Origin of the sequence: Methanothermobacter thermautotrophicus str. Delta H, assembly GCF_000008645.1 — an archaeon.
GTDB classification, from domain to species: Archaea; Methanobacteriota; Methanobacteria; order Methanobacteriales; family Methanothermobacteraceae; genus Methanothermobacter; species Methanothermobacter thermautotrophicus.
In genome coordinates, this window is the sequence record NC_000916.1 from 952,688 (window position 1) to 968,090 (window position 15,403).

Below are 15,403 nucleotides of genomic sequence, written 5' to 3' on the forward strand. Positions count from 1 at the left end.
AATTTAAAACCATGGATGACATTGAAGTCACAGGAAAGACAGTCCTTGTCCGCGTGGACATAAATTCGCCTGTGGACCCCAATGATGGGACAATACTCGATGATACAAGGATGAGGCTCCATGCAGAGACCATAAGGGAACTCTCAGATAGGGGTGCCAGGACAGTTGTGATGGCCCACCAGAGCAGACCCGGGAAGAATGACTTCACAACACTGGAGCAGCATGCCAGGGCGCTCTCCGGGATACTCAGGAGGCCCGTTAAGTACGTTGAGGATATATTCGGATCCGCTGCAAGGGAGAACATCTCAGGACTGGGTGATGGTGAGATAATCCTCCTTGAGAACGTCCGCTTCTACTCCGAGGAGGTGCTCAAGCGAGACCCTGAGGAACAGGCGGAGACACACCTTGTTAGGAAGCTGGCGCCCCTCCTGGACTACTTCATCAACGACGCCTTCGCGGCAGCCCACAGGTCCCAGCCCTCCCTTGTTGGCTTCGCCCTGAGGGTACCGTCAGCTGCGGGTCGTGTGATGGAGAGGGAACTTCGAACACTTCAGGGTGCCCTTGAGAATGTTGAAAGGCCCTGTGTCTATGTTCTCGGCGGGGTGAAGGTTGATGACTCCATCATGGTCATGAAGAACGTCCTTGAAAACGGTAGCGCAGACCTTGTACTGACAACGGGCCTTGTTGCCAACATATTCCTGGCGGGATGCGGGGTTAAGATCGGTAAGGTGAACATGGACTTCATCAAGAGCAGGGGATACTGTGACTTCATCAAGGTGGCGAAGAAACTGAAGAAGCGCTTCCCTGAAAGGATAGTTGTACCCGTTGATGTTGCAGTATGCAGGGACGGCAAGAGGGTTGATGTTCCTGTGAAAAAGATACCCAACCATCCGATACAGGATATCGGAATGGAAACCATAAAGCTCTACGCCAGGAGGATACGTGAGGCAAGGACCCTCTTTGCCAATGGACCGGCAGGCGTATTTGAGAACCCTGATTTCAGCATAGGAACCGAGGACATACTGAATGCAATATCCTCTTCAGAAGGTTTCTCAATAATCGGCGGGGGTCACCTTGCTGCTGCAGCAGTGAAGATGGGCTTTGAGGACAGCATAAACCATATCAGCAGTGGAGGCGGTGCCAGCATAAGCCTCCTTGCAGGTGAGGAGCTTCCCGCAGTCAGGGTGCTTGAGGAATCCAGGCACCCATAACCACAAACTATATAAATGAGTAGTTACTAACATTGGAAATGCCTCGGTAGCTCAGTCTGGTGGAGCGCGAGACTTGTAATCTCGTGGTCGCGGGTTCAATTCCCGTCCGGGGCTTCAAAAAGGGACCATAGGGTAGCTTGGTCGATCCTTTGGGCTTTGGGAGCCTGAGACCCCGGTTCAAATCCGGGTGGTCCCATCCACAAAGCTTAAATATGCATCATGTCCAATGATGTCCAATGATGTATATCAACCCGCCTTAGCTCAATTGGCAGAGCATCGGACTGTAGATCCGAGGGTTGCTGGTTCAAGTCCGGCAGGCGGGACTCCACCAATGGTGTGAAAGCTTTAAATACTAGAAAAATGTAACTCATAGCATGCATGTCATATAGGAATGGAAAAGTATATAAGCAGGTAACTAGAGAACAATGGAATGCTCTCATTCTAGAGACTTGCCCTGGTGGTGTAGGGGCTATCATGCGGGCCTGTCGAGCCCGCGACTCGGGTTCAATTCCCGGCCAGGGCGTTTCCTGAGGGCCCGTAGCTCAGTCTGGCAGAGCGCTTGGCTTTTAACCAAGTGGTCGCGGGTTCAATTCCCGTCGGGCCCGCTATCTAATTTTACGGTGACTTTTTATCTGGAGGACTGAATTGTGAAGAGGGAGATCTTGAAACACCAGCTGGTTCCGGAACACGTGATTTTGAATGAATCTGAAGCAAAGAGGGTGCTGAAAGAACTCGATGCGCATCCAGAACAGCTTCCAAAAATAAAAACAACAGACCCTGTGGCCAAGGCCATAGGTGCTAAAAGGGGGGATATAGTGAAAATAATCCGTAAAAGTCCGACTGCAGAGGAATTCGTAACCTACAGGCTTGTTCAGGACTAGTTTTTAAGATCAACACTGCAGGATCATTTCATCATCTAATTTGTTTTGGAGGAAGTCCATGAAAAAAAGTGCATGGGGATTGGTAGACGCGTTTTTTGATAAATACGATCTGGTGGACCACCACATCCATTCATACAACGACTTCGTAAGTAACCGCATACAGGAAATAATAGATACAAGCGAACCCATTGAACTGGAACAGGGAAAATACCGGGTCGAAACAGGAAAGGTGAGCATAGAGAAGCCCTTCATCAAGGAGGCTGACGGCTCAAAGAGCAAGATATATCCCACAGAGGCCCGGCTAAGAAACCTCACCTACTCAGCCCACATGAGCCTGGAGATGAGACTCCTCAAGGAGGGGGGACCTGAAACGGAATTCGAAAAGGTATACATCGGTGAGCTGCCGGTGATGCTGAAATCGGAGATATGCCACCTCCATGGCCTCAGCAGGAAGGAACTGATGGAGAAGGGAGAGGACCCCGCGGACCCTGGAGGCTACTTCATTGTTAATGGATCAGAGAGGTCCATCGTCACGATGGAGGAGATAGCTCCCAACAAGATAATCCTTGAAAGAATCGGTGAAGAGGACGAGAACAGAGCAAGGGCAATAGTAACATCCATAAGGAGTGGATTCAGGGCCAGAATATCCCTGGAGTACCGTAAGCCAAGGAAGACCGGTGTTTTCCTGAGAATATCCTTCCCCTACGTTCCAGGGGAAATCCCGCTCGTCATACTCCTCAGGGCCCTTGGACTTGCAACTGACCAGGAAATCATCACCAGCATATCAGACGACTTCAACTACCAGATGATAGCTGCAGACGATATACAGGTCTCCCTCGACAGGCTCAACCTCAATAAAAAGGAGATGAAGGAACTCGATGAAGAGGACCGGAGAGAATACCTCATAAGGAGCGCCATAAAGTACATCGGTAACCGCGTCGCCAAGGGGATGACCGAGGACTACCGTATAAAAAGGGCTGAAGACGTTATAGACCGTTACCTCCTGCCCCACATAGGAACAGAACCCGAAAAGAGGCTGGAAAAGGCAACATACCTTGCCGAGATGACCGAGATGCTCCTTCAGGTCATATCAGGGGAGCGCAGGCCACACGACAAGGACCACTACACAAACAAGAGGCTCAGGGTTTCAGGCGACCTCATGGAGGACCTCCTCAGGGTGGCCTTCACAAGCCTGAGCAGGGATATGAGCTACCAGCTCGAGAGGAGCCTTGCCAGGGGTAAGGAACCATCCGTAAAACAGGCTGTGAGATCCGACGTGCTGACAGAGAACCTCAAGCACGCCATTGCAACCGGTAACTGGGTTGGTGGAAGGGCAGGTGTGAGCCAGCTGCTGGACCGGACAAGTTACATGGGTACACTCTCCCACATGAGGAGAGTCGTTTCACCCCTCAGCAGAAGCCAGCCCCACTTCGAGGCAAGGGACCTTCACCCCACACAGTTCGGTAAGATCTGTCCAAACGAAACCCCTGAGGGTCCAAACTGTGGTCTTGTTAAGAACCTCGCCCTGCTGGCAAAGATATCCGAGGGCTCAGATGCCAGTGAGGTTGAGGAGGTCATTAAAATGGGGGTTGTGAACTAATTTTCCACCGGGAGGCTGTTAAGTGAGTAAAACCAAAATTTACATTAACGGGAAGCTTATAGGAACCTGTGAAAACCCTGAAGAATTTGTTGAGGAGATGCGGAAAAAGAGGAGATCCGGAGAAGTCTCCCCTGAAATGAACATAACCCATTACCCTGAAAACCATGAGATTTACATATTCACAGACCCTGGAAGGGCCAGGAGGCCCCTGATCATAGTTGAGGACGGAGAACCTCTCCTCACAGAAGAACACCTTGAAAAGCTTGAAACAGGGGAAATGTCATGGGACGACCTCATAGCCGCTGGAATAATAGAGTACTTGGACGCAGAGGAGGAGGAAAACGCCTACATAGCCATGAGCCCTGATGAAATCAATGACGAACACACCCACCTCGAAATAGATCCCTCCACGATGCTCGGTATCTGCGCAGGTATCATCCCCTTTGCAAACCACAACTCATCACCGAGGAACACCATGGAGGCGGGGATGACCAAGCAGGCCCTGGGTCTATACGCATCAAACTATGACTTGAGGACAGATACACGTGCACATCTCCTCCACCACCCCCAGGTCCCCATAGTCAAGACAAGGATAATAGATGTGACAGGCTACGATGAAAGACCATCAGGTCAGAACTTCGTTGTTGCGGTAATGTCCTATGAGGGCTACAACATGGAGGACGCCCTCATACTCAACAAGGCATCCCTTGAGAGGGGCCTTGCAAGATCATCATTCTTCAGATCCTATGAGGCCGCCGAGAGGAGATACCCCGGTGGTCAGGAGGACCGCTTCGAGATACCAGAGAAGGGTGTCAGGGGCTACAGGTCAGAGAGCGACTACAGGCACCTCGATGAGGACGGTATAATAAACCCTGAGGCAGAGGTCTCATCCGGTGACGTCCTGATAGGTAAAACATCACCACCACGTTTCCTTGAAGAGATAGATGAATTCGGGACCGTGGCAGAGCGAAGAAGGGAAACATCAGTAACCGTGCGGCATGGTGAAAAGGGTATAGTGGACGCCGTTCTCCTTACAGAAACCGTCGAGGGCAGCAGACTCGCCAAGATCAGGGTCAGAGAACAGAGGCAGCCCGAGCTAGGTGATAAATTCGCCTCAAGACACGGTCAGAAGGGGGTTGTCGGCCTCATAGTATCCCAGGAGGACATGCCCTTCACCGAGGACGGAATAGTGCCCGACCTCATAGTCAACCCCCACGCCATACCATCAAGGATGTCTGTGGGACAGGTCCTCGAGATGCTCGCAGGTAAGGCTGCATGCATGGAGGGCCGCCGGGTTGATGGAACACCCTTCACAGGAGAGGACGAGGATGACATAAAGGAGGCCCTCAGGGCCAACGGATTTGAAACTGCAGGTGTTGAATCACTCTACAACGGCATAACCGGTGAGAGGATAGAGGCAGAGATATTCATTGGAGTGGCCTACTACCAGAAACTGCACCACATGACAACAGACAAGGTGTATGCAAGATCCAGGGGTCCGGTCCAGGTCCTCACAAGACAGCCGACAGAGGGGAGGGCCAGGGAAGGAGGTCTCAGATTCGGTGAAATGGAAAGAGACTGCCTTATCGCACATGGAGCAGCCCTCGCCCTTAAGGAAAGGCTCCTTGATGAATCAGACAAGTATGAGGCACTCGTATGTGCAGACTGTGGTATGATAGCAGTCTATGACAAGATAAGGGACAAGAAATACTGTCCTATATGTGAGGACTCAGAATCATTCCCTGTGGAAGTATCATACGCCTTCAAATTACTCCTCGACGAACTCAAGAGTCTCTGTATCTTCCCGAAACTCATACTGGAAGATAAGGCATGATAATGGATTTAAGGGAATAACAAAAAGGAGAGAATACCTTGAGAGGAATTTTAAAGAAAATTTCCCAGATAAACTTTGGCCTCATGTCCCCCGAGGATATCAGGAAGATGTCCGTCACCCAGATCGTCACCCCGGACACCTACGACGAGGACGGGTACCCCATAGAGAACGGACTCATGGATCCCAGGCTCGGTGTGATAGACCCCAGCCTCCGCTGCAGGACCTGCGGCGCCAAGGGAGGGGAGTGCCCGGGCCACTTCGGAAGCATAAACCTTGCAAGGCCGGTCATACACGTGGGATTCGCAGACACCATACACAAGATCCTGCGCTCAACCTGCAGAAAATGTGGGAGGGTCCTTCTCACCGAGACTGAAATCGAGGAATACCGTCAGAGGATCCTGGACGCCATGGAGAAGGAGGAAAGCCTCACACCAATAATAAAGGAGATATACGCAGAGGCGCGCCGCGATAAGTGCCCCCACTGTGAGGAGGAACAGGAGGAGATCAAACTCGACAAGCCCGTCTCAATCGTTGAGGGAGATTACAAGCTCACACCCAGTGAAGTGAGGGAGCGTCTTGAGAGGATAAGCGATGACGACGCCCTCATCCTCGGTGTCAACCCCGAGGTTGCAAGGCCAGAATGGATGGTTCTGACAGTCCTCCCTGTCCCCCCGGTCACGGTGAGACCCTCAATCACCCTCGAAACCGGTGAAAGGTCAGAGGACGACCTGACCCACAAACTGGTCGATATACTCAGAATAAACCAGCGCCTCAAGGAGAACATGGAGGCAGGGGCTCCCCAGCTGATCGTGGAGGACCTCTGGGAACTGCTCCAGTACCATGTGACCACCTACTTCGATAACGAGGCCTCAGGTGTCCCACCTGCAAGGCACCGATCAGGAAGACCCCTCAAGACCCTGGCCCAGAGGCTCAAGGGTAAGGAGGGAAGGTTCAGGAGCAACCTTTCAGGTAAGAGGGTTAACTTCTCTGCCCGTACCGTCATCTCCCCTGACCCCAACATCAGCATAAACGAGGTCGGTGTCCCTGAAATCATAGCCAGGGAGGTCACGGTACCGGTCTACGTCACAGAATGGAACATAGACCGTATGAGGGAGTACATAGAAAACGGGCCAGACGTCCACCCTGGAGCCAACTACGTCATAAGACCCGACGGACGCAAGATAAGGATCTACAACGAGACCAAGGAGGTCGTCCTTGAGAACCTCAAACCGGGATACATAGTTGAGAGACACCTCAAGGATGGTGACATCGTACTCTTCAACCGTCAGCCATCCCTCCACAGGATGTCCATGATGGCCCACCAGGTCCGTGTACTGCCCTACAAGACCTTCCGCCTCAACCTGTGTGTCTGCCCACCCTACAACGCCGACTTTGACGGTGACGAGATGAACATGCACGTGTTCCAGACCGAGGAATCCCGGGCAGAGGCCAAGACCCTCATGCGTGTCCAGGAACACATACTATCACCCAGATTCGGTGGGCCCATAATAGGTGGTATACATGACCATATCTCAGGCGCCTACCTCCTCACAAGGAAGAGTGCGGTCTTCAGTGAGGAGAAGGTCTTCCAGATCCTCAAAAAGGCAGGACTGCCACTTCCAGACAGTAGAGGACGTGACTGGACCGGTAAGGAGATCTTCAGCATGGTTCTCCCCGACGACCTCAACATGGTCTACCGGGCCGAGGTCTGCAGAAAATGCGAGGAATGCCTTGAAATGGAATGTGAAAACGACGCCTACGTTGTGATAGAAAACGGTCAGCTGATCTCAGGGGTCATCGACGAGAAGGCCTACGGTGCCTTCGCAGGTAAGATCCTCGACCATATCGTCAAGGAGTACGGCACCGACGCCGCAAGGGAATTCCTTGACTCAGCAACCAAACTCGCCATCGCAGGTATAATGCACGCGGGTTTCACCACAAGTACCAACGATGAGGAGATCCCTGAGGAGGCACGTGAGCGAATAGAGGCCCACCTGCGGAACGCAGAGGCACGGGTGGACCAGCTCATTGAGGCCTACGAGAACGGTGAACTCGAACCGCTACCCGGAAGGAGCCTCGAGGAGACCCTGGAGATGAAGATAATGCAGGTCCTCGGTGAAGCAAGGGACAAGTCAGGGGAAATCGCAGAGAGCTACTTCGACATGGACGAAAACCATGCCGTCATAATGGCACTGACCGGTGCAAGGGGTTCAATGCTCAACCTCACCCAGATAACAGCCTGTGTGGGGCAGCAGTCCGTCAGGGGTGGCCGTATCAGCAGAGGATATGATAACAGGACACTCCCACACTTCAAGAAGGGAGAACTCGGGGCAAAATCCCGTGGATTCGTACACTCAAGTTACAAGGAGGGCCTTGACCCAATAGAATTCTTCTTCCACGCCATGGGGGGAAGAGAGGGTCTCGTTGATACAGCCATCCGTACAGCCCAGAGCGGTTACATGCAGAGGCGTCTCGTAAACGCCCTCCAGGACCTCACAGTCGATGAGAACGGCAGGGTCGTTGATAACAGGGGCGTGATAATACAGAACCGCTTCGGTGAAGACGGCGTTGATCCGGCCAAGAGTGACTACGGAAAGATAGTGGACCTTGATAAACTCGTAGAGGAGATAAGGCTCAAGTCAAAGGGGTAAGGTGATTCTGTGCAGGACATTATAGGGAAGATAGAGGATTACTCCTCAAAGAACGGGATCCTTCTCCCGGATCCCGTGGTGGAATATGTGGCCCGGATTGCCGATGAGGAGAAGCTGAAGGAGCCTGAACTCCAGGAGATGGTGAGGCTCTTCAGCAGAATAGCCGAAAGAAACCAGGGCCTTGATGACGATGAACTCCTGGATGCGGTGGAGGATGACTACCAGCGGATACTCAAGGTTCAGGAGCTTGTCAAACGGAAGAGGGCCAGGTTCCCCCCGAAACTCATTGAGGACATAGCTGAGGTCATGAAGAAGCATGAACTCAGTGACGATGAACTGGATGAGCTCATAAGAAGGGTCAGGAGAGCCTATGACCGGGCCCGGGTTGAGGCCGGTGAGGCCGTTGGGACGGTGGCAGCCCAGTCAGTGGGTGAACCAGGTACCCAGATGACAATGCGTACCTTCCACTATGCAGGTGTGGCAGAGCTCAACGTTACACTGGGTCTTCCAAGGCTCATAGAGATCGTTGACGCCCGGAAGAAGATATCCACGCCAACCATGAGCATCTACTTCGAGGGGGACCTCAGGTACGATGAGGAATTCGTGCGAAGGAAGGCCAACAAGATAGGTAAGAGCACTCTGAACGATGTGCTTAAAAATTTCAGCATCCAGTACGCTGACATGTCAGTTGTTGCTGAACTGGATGAGGAGAAGATCCAGGAGAAGCACCTTGAATATGATGAGATACTGGCCAAGGTGGAAAAAACTTTTAAGAAAGTAGAAATAGATAACAACATACTGAGATTTGAACCCCCGAAGCCCACCATAAGGGAGCTCAGGTTACTCGCAGATAAGGTGAGGAAACTCCAGATAAGCGGGGTTAAAAACATAGGAAAGGTGGTTATCCGTAAAGAGGATGATGAATGGGTAATCCATACTGAGGGTTCAAACCTTGGAGCTGTTCTTAAAGAAGAGGGTGTGGATAAGGTCCGGACCACGACCAACGATATACATGAGATAGAGACAGTTCTGGGCATAGAGGCTGCCAGAAACGCAATAATACACGAAGCAAAGAGGACCATGGAGGAACAGGGGCTCACAGTTGACATAAGGCACATAATGCTCGTTGCAGATATGATGACTGCTGATGGCTCTGTCAAGTCCATTGGAAGGCACGGTATCAGTGGTGAAAAGGCCAGTGTTCTTGCAAGGGCTTCTTTTGAGGAAACCGGTAAGCACCTTCTGAGAGCAAGTATCAGGGGCGAGGTGGACCACCTCACCGGTATCATAGAGAACATTATTATAGGGCAACCTATACCCCTGGGTACAGGTTCCGTTAGTGTTGTGATGAAAGAAAGAAAATAGGAGGCAGTAGATGGACATAGATAGAGGAATACGAGTCGCTGTAGATACTGGTAATGTTATCCTTGGATCAAAGAGGACGATTCAGAGCCTCAAACTGGGTAAGGGTAAACTGGTGGTGATGGCCAGCAACATTCCAGAGGACCTCAAGGAGGACATAGAATACTATGCGAAGCTATCAGAGATCCCGGTGTACACCCATGAAGGCACCAGTGTTGAACTGGGCTCTGTCTGCGGTAAACCATTCACCGTGGGGGCCCTCTTAATCCAGGATCCAGGTGATTCAACAATACTGGAAATGGTGGGGTAGGTTGCTGTGACTATCAAATTTACCACAAATGAGATAAGGTACATTGCACTCTTTGAGAGCATGACGGGTGCAATGGTGAAGGACTGCATCGTGGATGATGAAAACGGCAGGGTAACCTTCCTTGTCAAGAAGGGTGATATGGGTCTGGCCATAGGTAAAAAGGGAAGCACGGTTGCCAAGGTTCAGAAGGCCCTTGATAAGGGTGTTGAAGTAATAGAACACTCAAACGACCCCGTGGAGTTCATAAAGAACCTCATGGCACCCGCCAAGGTCAGGAGTATCAGGATACTCCAGAAGGAAAACGGTGAAAAGATAGCCACAGTCGAAACAGACCCCAAGAACAAGAGAATCGCCATTGGACGTGGCGGGCAGAACATTGAGAGGGCCAGACTTCTGGCCAGAAGACAGCATAACATAAGCAATATTATAATAAAATAATCTTTACAGGAGGAATCTTATTTGCCAGGACTTTTCGCAGCAAAGAAACTTAAAAGCAAGAGGCAGAAGTTCAAATGGAAGGACACACACTACAAGAGGAGATCACTGCGCCTCGACGTTAAGGCGGACCCCCTTGAGGGAGCACCCCAGGCCAGGGGCATAGTGATCGAGAAGGTTGGTATAGAGGCAAAACAGCCAAACTCAGCCATAAGGAAATGTGTCAGGGTCCAGCTAATAAAGAACGGAAAACAGATCACCGCCTTCGCACCTGGCGACGGCGCCATTGGTTTTATCGATGAACACGATGAGGTTGTTGTTGAGGGTATAGGTGGACCTTCAGGAAGGTCCATGGGTGACATACCCGGTGTCAGGTGGAAGGTGACAAAGGTCAACAACGTATCCCTGCAGGAAATGGTTAAAGGGAAAATAGAAAAACCTGTGAGGTAATCCCTATGAGTTTAGTTTTTGATAAATGGGAACTGGACGAGGTCAAGGTTGAGGACATGGGCCTCGCCAAGTACATATGCCTTGACAGCATACTCGTCCCCCACACCATGGGAAGACACGTCAAGAGACAGTTCGCAAAGTCAAAGGTCTCCATTGTTGAGAGGCTCATAAACAAGGTCATGAGGACAGAGAGGAATTCAGGTAAAAAGAACAAGGCCTACAAGATAGTGCAGGAAGCCTTTGAAATAATAAACCGGAGGACCAAGGAGAACCCTGTTCAGATCCTTGTTAAGGCAGTTGAAAACACATCCCCAAGGGAGGAGACCACAAGGATCAAGTACGGTGGTATAGGATACCAGGTCGCAGTTGACATCTCACCCCAGAGGAGGGTGGACCTCTCACTCGGATTCATAACCAGGGGCGCCATGCAGGCAGCATTCAAGAACAAGAAGTCCATAGAGGAGTGCCTTGCAAATGAGATAATGCTGGCTGCAGAGTACGACACAAGAAGCTTCGCGATACAGAAGAAGGAAGAGAAAGAAAGGATAGCCAGATCCGCACATTAAACTTACAGGTGGTTTTAGTGAGCAGACGTGCAAAAATGATTAGTAAGATTAAGGAGCTCATGTACCAGCCGGAGTACATCCGTAACATCGGTATAGTGGCCCACATTGACCACGGGAAAACAACACTTTCAGACAACCTCCTGGCTGGTGCAGGGATGATCTCCGCCGAACTGGCCGGGGATCAGCGCTTCCTTGACTTCGACGAACAGGAACAGGCAAGGGGTATCACCATTGACGCTGCAAACGTCTCAATGGTCCACTCCTACGAGGGAAATGAATACCTCATAAACCTCATCGACACACCAGGTCACGTTGACTTCGGGGGGGACGTTACAAGGGCCATGAGGGCCGTGGACGGTGCAGTTGTTGTCGTATGCGCCGTTGAGGGCATAATGCCCCAGACAGAAACCGTGCTAAGGCAGGCCCTCAAGGAAAATGTGAGGCCCGTCCTATTCATCAACAAGGTTGACAGGCTCATAAACGAACTGAAACTGGACGCCAGTGAACTCCAGGAGAGGTTCGTGAAGATCATAGCTAATGCAAACAAACTCATCAAGAACATGGCCCCTGAGGAGTTCAGGGATAAATGGCAGGTTCGTGTTGAGGATGGAAGTGTTGCCTTCGGTTCAGCCTATCACAACTGGGCCATAAACGTCCCGATAATGCAGGAGACAGGCATAAACTTCAACGACATCTACAAGTACTGCACAGAGGACAACCAGAAGGAACTGGCCCAGAAGGTGCCACTGCACCAGGTCCTCCTGGGAATGGTTGTTGAACACCTCCCAAGCCCGGCCGAGTCCCAGGCCTACAGGGTTCCAATAATATGGTCAGGGGACCTTGAAAGTGAAGAGGGACAGGCCATGCTCAAAACAGACCCTGAAGGTCCCCTGGCGGTTATGGTGACCGATGTGAGTATAGACAAACATGCAGGGGAAGTCGCTACCGGAAGGGTCTACGGCGGAGCAATAGAGAAGGGAAGCGAGGTCTTCCTTGTGGGTTCCCACAGCAAGGCACGTGTCCAGCAGGTCGGTGTCTACATGGGACCAGAGAGGGTTAACACCGACAAGGTCCCGGCAGGTAACATCGTGGCCATAACCGGTGCCAAGAATGCAGTTGCAGGTGAAACAATCTGCGACACCGGCAGGAAGATAAAGGCCTTCGAGGGTCTTGAACACATCTCCGAACCTGTGGTTACAGTTGCAGTTGAGGCCAAAAACACCAAGGACCTCCCAAAACTCATAGAGGTGCTCAGACAGGTGGGTAAGGAGGACCCAACCGTAAGGGTTGAGATAAACGAGGAGACCGGTGAACACCTCATCTCAGGTATGGGTGAACTCCACCTCGAGATCATAGCCTACAGGATCAACGAGAAGGGTGTTGAGATAGAGACATCCGAACCAATAGTCGTCTACAGGGAGACCGTTGCAGGTACCGCAGGACCAGTTGAGGGTAAATCACCCAACAAACACAACCGCTTCTACATAGAAATTGAACCGGTTGAAGCATCAGTGATGCAGGCGATACAGGAAGGTAAGATAAAGGAGGGCCGTGTCAAGGGCAAGGAGATGGCCAAGAACTTCATTGAGGCAGGTATGGACAAGGAGGAGGCCAGAAGGGTCTGGGATGTCTATGAAAAGAACCTATTCATCAACATGACCCGTGGTATCCAGTACCTCGATGAGATCAAGGAACTCCTCATGGATGGATTTGAGAGTGCAATGGACAACGGTCCAGTCGCCAAGGAGAAGGTCATGGGGGTTAAAATAAAACTCATGGACGCCAAGATCCACGAGGACGCTGTCCACAGGGGTCCCGCACAGGTACTTCCAGCCATAAGGAAGGGTATCTTCGGTGCCATGATGTCTGCGGAGCCAGTGCTCCTTGAACCCATACAGAAGGTATTCATCAACGTGCCACAGGATTACATGGGAAGCGCAACACGTGAGATACAGAACAGGCGCGGACAGATCGTCAACATGACCCAGGAGGGTGACATGGTAACCGTTGAATCCACTGTACCGGTGGCAGAGATGTTCGGATTCGCAGGTGATATCAGGTCAGCCACCGAGGGACGATGTCTCTGGTCAACAGAGAACGCTGGATTCGAGAGACTTCCAAATGAACTGCAGCACACCATAACAAGGGAGGTAAGGACCAGGAAGGGTCTCAGTCCTGAACCTTACAGGGCAGACCACTACCTGGGTTAACCCCATTAAACTTATATAATTAAAAAGAATATAGGAAATTACCTTAGACAAACAGCATGCCCATTTGCTGGATCTAAAAAATCAGGCTAAACCATCATATATGGAGGTATATTATGGCTAAAGAAAAAGAACACATGAACCTGGCGTTTATTGGACACGTAGACCACGGAAAATCCACACTAGTGGGACACCTGCTCCTGCAGGCCGGAGCAATCGCCGAGCAGCAGTTAGCTGAAGGTGAGGACAAGTTCAGGTTTGTCATGGACAGGCTCTCCGAGGAAAGGGAAAGGGGAGTTACAATCGACCTTGCACACGCCAAATTCGAAACAGACAAGTACGAGTTCACAATCGTGGACTGCCCTGGACACCGTGACTTCGTTAAAAACATGATCACAGGTGCGTCCCAGGCAGACGCAGCAGTCCTTGTTGTCGCAGTTGACGACGGTGTAATGCCTCAGACCAAGGAACACGTGTTCCTATCAAGGACACTTGGTATAAACCAGCTCATAGTCGCAATCAACAAGATGGACCTCGTCAACTACGACGAAGAGAAATTCAACGCCCTCAAGGATGAGGTTGCAGCCCTCATCAAAACCGTGGGTTACAAGCCAAGCGACGTTGAATTCATCCCACTCTCCGCCTTTGAAGGGGACAACATAACATCAAAGAGCGAAAACACCCCATGGTACAAGGGTAAAACACTCGTTGAAGCCCTCGACGACCTTGAAGCACCTGAAAAACCTGTGGACCTTCCACTGAGGATACCTATACAGGACGTCTACTCCATCACAGGTGTCGGTACAGTTCCAGTGGGACGTGTCGAGACCGGTGTCCTCAAGAAGGGTGAAAACGTCATATTCGAACCAGCAGGTGTAAGTGGAGAGGTTAAATCAATCGAAATGCACCACGAAATGATCGAACAGGCAGAACCCGGTGACAACATAGGTTTCAACGTCAGGGGTGTCGGTAAAAACGACATCAGAAGGGGAGACGTTGCAGGACACCTTGACAACCCACCAAAGGTTGCCAAGGAGTTCACAGCACAGATCGTTGTTCTCCAGCACCCTGGTGTCATAACAGTGGGTTACACACCTGTATTCCACTGCCACACAGCACAGGTTGCCTGTACCTTCCTTGAACTGGTGCAGAAAATGAACCCTGCCACAGGTCAGGTGGAAGAGGAAAACCCTGACTTCCTGAAAACAGGTAACGCTGCTGTTGTGAAGGTCAAACCAACCAAGCCACTGGTCATCGAGAAGATAAAGGACATCCCACACATGGGAAGATTCGCCATAAGGGACATGGGACAGACAGTGGCTGCTGGAATGTGCATAGACCTCGTACCAGCAAAATAAACCCACCTCTTCCCTTTTTTACAGGAGGATTTAAATGCACAAAGCAAGGATTAAACTGACAGGGACAGACCCTGAAAAACTGGCATACGTCTGTGACCAGCTCAAGAAGATTGCTGAAAGGACAGGCGTGGACATGTCAGGCCCAATCCCCCTCCCAACAAAGAGGCTCGTGGTTCCAACAAGGAAATCCCCGGATGGTGAGGGAACCGCTACCTGGGAGAAATGGGAGATGAGGATCCACAAGAGGCTTGTGGGTATAGAGGCCGATGAAAGGGCCATGCGTCAGGTCATGAAGGTCAATGTGCCTGACAATGTCAGCATTGAAATTGAACTCAAAAGTTAACTGGGGTGTAAACCCCTCTAACTAAATTCACCACCAAAAACTATATAAATAAGAGTTTATCAATCTCTTTTATCTGATACTGCCGGGATAGCCTAGCCAGGTAAGGCGCGGGACTTGAGATCCCGTGGAGATTCTCTCCGCCTGGGTTCAAATCCCAGTCCCGGCGCTTAAAAAAACTTTTTTCTGAACTGAAAT

Annotated in this window: 13 protein-coding genes and 6 tRNA genes; all 19 read left to right on the forward strand. The window is 51.1% G+C overall.

All coding sequences use genetic code 11. The features are described 5' to 3' along the window. Positions 1–11: 11 nt before the first annotated feature. The 19 genes from MTH_RS04935 (at position 12) to MTH_RS05025 (ending at position 15,374) form a co-directional block, all read left to right on the forward strand. Positions 12–1,211, forward strand: a complete 1,200-nt coding sequence (locus tag MTH_RS04935; protein ID WP_238374176.1) for a phosphoglycerate kinase — start codon at positions 12–14, stop codon at positions 1,209–1,211. 40 nt (positions 1,212–1,251) lie between these two features. Next, positions 1,252–1,325 (forward strand) — tRNA-Thr (locus MTH_RS04940). A 7-nt stretch (positions 1,326–1,332) separates the two neighbouring features. Next, positions 1,333–1,407: transfer RNA gene (locus MTH_RS04945), tRNA-Pro, on the forward strand. A 54-nt stretch (positions 1,408–1,461) separates the two neighbouring features. Further along, positions 1,462–1,534, forward strand: a tRNA-Tyr gene (locus MTH_RS04950). 128 nt (positions 1,535–1,662) lie between these two features. After that, positions 1,663–1,734 (forward strand) — tRNA-Asp (locus MTH_RS04955). A gap of 8 nt (positions 1,735–1,742) precedes the next feature. Further along, positions 1,743–1,816, forward strand: a tRNA-Lys gene (locus tag MTH_RS04960). A gap of 42 nt (positions 1,817–1,858) precedes the next feature. Continuing rightward, positions 1,859–2,092: a DNA-directed RNA polymerase subunit H gene (locus MTH_RS04965; RefSeq protein WP_010876674.1), complete on the forward strand. Its 234-nt coding sequence runs from the start codon at positions 1,859–1,861 to the stop codon at positions 2,090–2,092. Between the two features lie 58 nt (positions 2,093–2,150). Further along, positions 2,151–3,692, forward strand: a complete 1,542-nt coding sequence (locus MTH_RS04970) for a DNA-directed RNA polymerase subunit B'' (protein ID WP_048060959.1) — start codon at positions 2,151–2,153, stop codon at positions 3,690–3,692. A 22-nt stretch (positions 3,693–3,714) separates the two neighbouring features. Next, on the forward strand, positions 3,715–5,526 hold the full coding sequence (rpoB, locus tag MTH_RS04975) for a DNA-directed RNA polymerase subunit B (RefSeq protein ID WP_010876676.1): 1,812 nt from the start codon (positions 3,715–3,717) through the stop codon (positions 5,524–5,526). A gap of 38 nt (positions 5,527–5,564) precedes the next feature. Then, entirely contained in the window at positions 5,565–8,177 is a 2,613-nt protein-coding gene (gene rpoA1 / locus MTH_RS04980; RefSeq protein WP_010876677.1) for a DNA-directed RNA polymerase subunit A', read from the forward strand. A 138-nt stretch (positions 8,178–8,315) separates the two neighbouring features. Further along, complete coding sequence (rpoA2, locus tag MTH_RS04985; RefSeq protein ID WP_394295920.1) at positions 8,316–9,542, forward strand: DNA-directed RNA polymerase subunit A''; 1,227 nt, start codon at positions 8,316–8,318, stop codon at positions 9,540–9,542. A gap of 10 nt (positions 9,543–9,552) precedes the next feature. Continuing rightward, entirely contained in the window at positions 9,553–9,849 is a 297-nt protein-coding gene (locus tag MTH_RS04990) for a 50S ribosomal protein L30e (protein ID WP_010876679.1), read from the forward strand. A gap of 6 nt (positions 9,850–9,855) precedes the next feature. Further along, on the forward strand, positions 9,856–10,287 hold the full coding sequence (locus MTH_RS04995; RefSeq protein WP_010876680.1) for a NusA-like transcription termination signal-binding factor: 432 nt from the start codon (positions 9,856–9,858) through the stop codon (positions 10,285–10,287). A gap of 21 nt (positions 10,288–10,308) precedes the next feature. Next, positions 10,309–10,734, forward strand: a complete 426-nt coding sequence (locus MTH_RS05000) for a 30S ribosomal protein S12 (protein WP_010876681.1) — start codon at positions 10,309–10,311, stop codon at positions 10,732–10,734. A gap of 5 nt (positions 10,735–10,739) precedes the next feature. Next, a complete protein-coding gene (rpsG, locus tag MTH_RS05005; RefSeq protein WP_010876682.1) occupies positions 10,740–11,300 on the forward strand; it encodes a 30S ribosomal protein S7 in 561 nt (186 codons plus the stop codon). 17 nt (positions 11,301–11,317) lie between these two features. Further along, positions 11,318–13,510, forward strand: coding sequence for an elongation factor EF-2 (locus MTH_RS05010; protein ID WP_048060960.1), 2,193 nt, complete (start codon positions 11,318–11,320; stop codon positions 13,508–13,510). Positions 13,511–13,623: 113 nt separating this feature from the next. Next, a complete protein-coding gene (gene tuf / locus MTH_RS05015) occupies positions 13,624–14,865 on the forward strand; it encodes a translation elongation factor EF-1 subunit alpha (RefSeq protein ID WP_010876684.1) in 1,242 nt (413 codons plus the stop codon). A gap of 34 nt (positions 14,866–14,899) precedes the next feature. Continuing rightward, positions 14,900–15,208 (forward strand): 30S ribosomal protein S10, encoded by a 309-nt coding sequence (gene rpsJ / locus MTH_RS05020; protein ID WP_010876685.1) that lies wholly within the window; start codon positions 14,900–14,902, stop codon positions 15,206–15,208. A gap of 81 nt (positions 15,209–15,289) precedes the next feature. Next, positions 15,290–15,374: transfer RNA gene (locus MTH_RS05025), tRNA-Ser, on the forward strand. Positions 15,375–15,403: the final 29 nt, after the last annotated feature.

Excerpts from the sequence above, each read along its gene's own strand:
- rpsG (WP_010876682.1), top strand. The coding sequence starts at position 10,740 with ATGAGTTTAGTTTTTGATAAATGGGAACTGGACGAGGTCAAGGTTGAG.
- rpsJ (WP_010876685.1), top strand. The coding sequence starts at position 14,900 with ATGCACAAAGCAAGGATTAAACTGACAGGGACAGACCCTGAAAAACTG.
- tuf (WP_010876684.1), top strand. The coding sequence starts at position 13,624 with ATGGCTAAAGAAAAAGAACACATGAACCTGGCGTTTATTGGACACGTA.
- MTH_RS04935 (WP_238374176.1), top strand. The coding sequence starts at position 12 with ATGGATGACATTGAAGTCACAGGAAAGACAGTCCTTGTCCGCGTGGAC.
- MTH_RS04990 (WP_010876679.1), top strand. The coding sequence starts at position 9,553 with ATGGACATAGATAGAGGAATACGAGTCGCTGTAGATACTGGTAATGTT.
- MTH_RS04970 (WP_048060959.1), top strand. The coding sequence starts at position 2,151 with ATGAAAAAAAGTGCATGGGGATTGGTAGACGCGTTTTTTGATAAATAC.
- rpoA2 (WP_394295920.1), top strand. The coding sequence starts at position 8,316 with ATGGTGAGGCTCTTCAGCAGAATAGCCGAAAGAAACCAGGGCCTTGAT.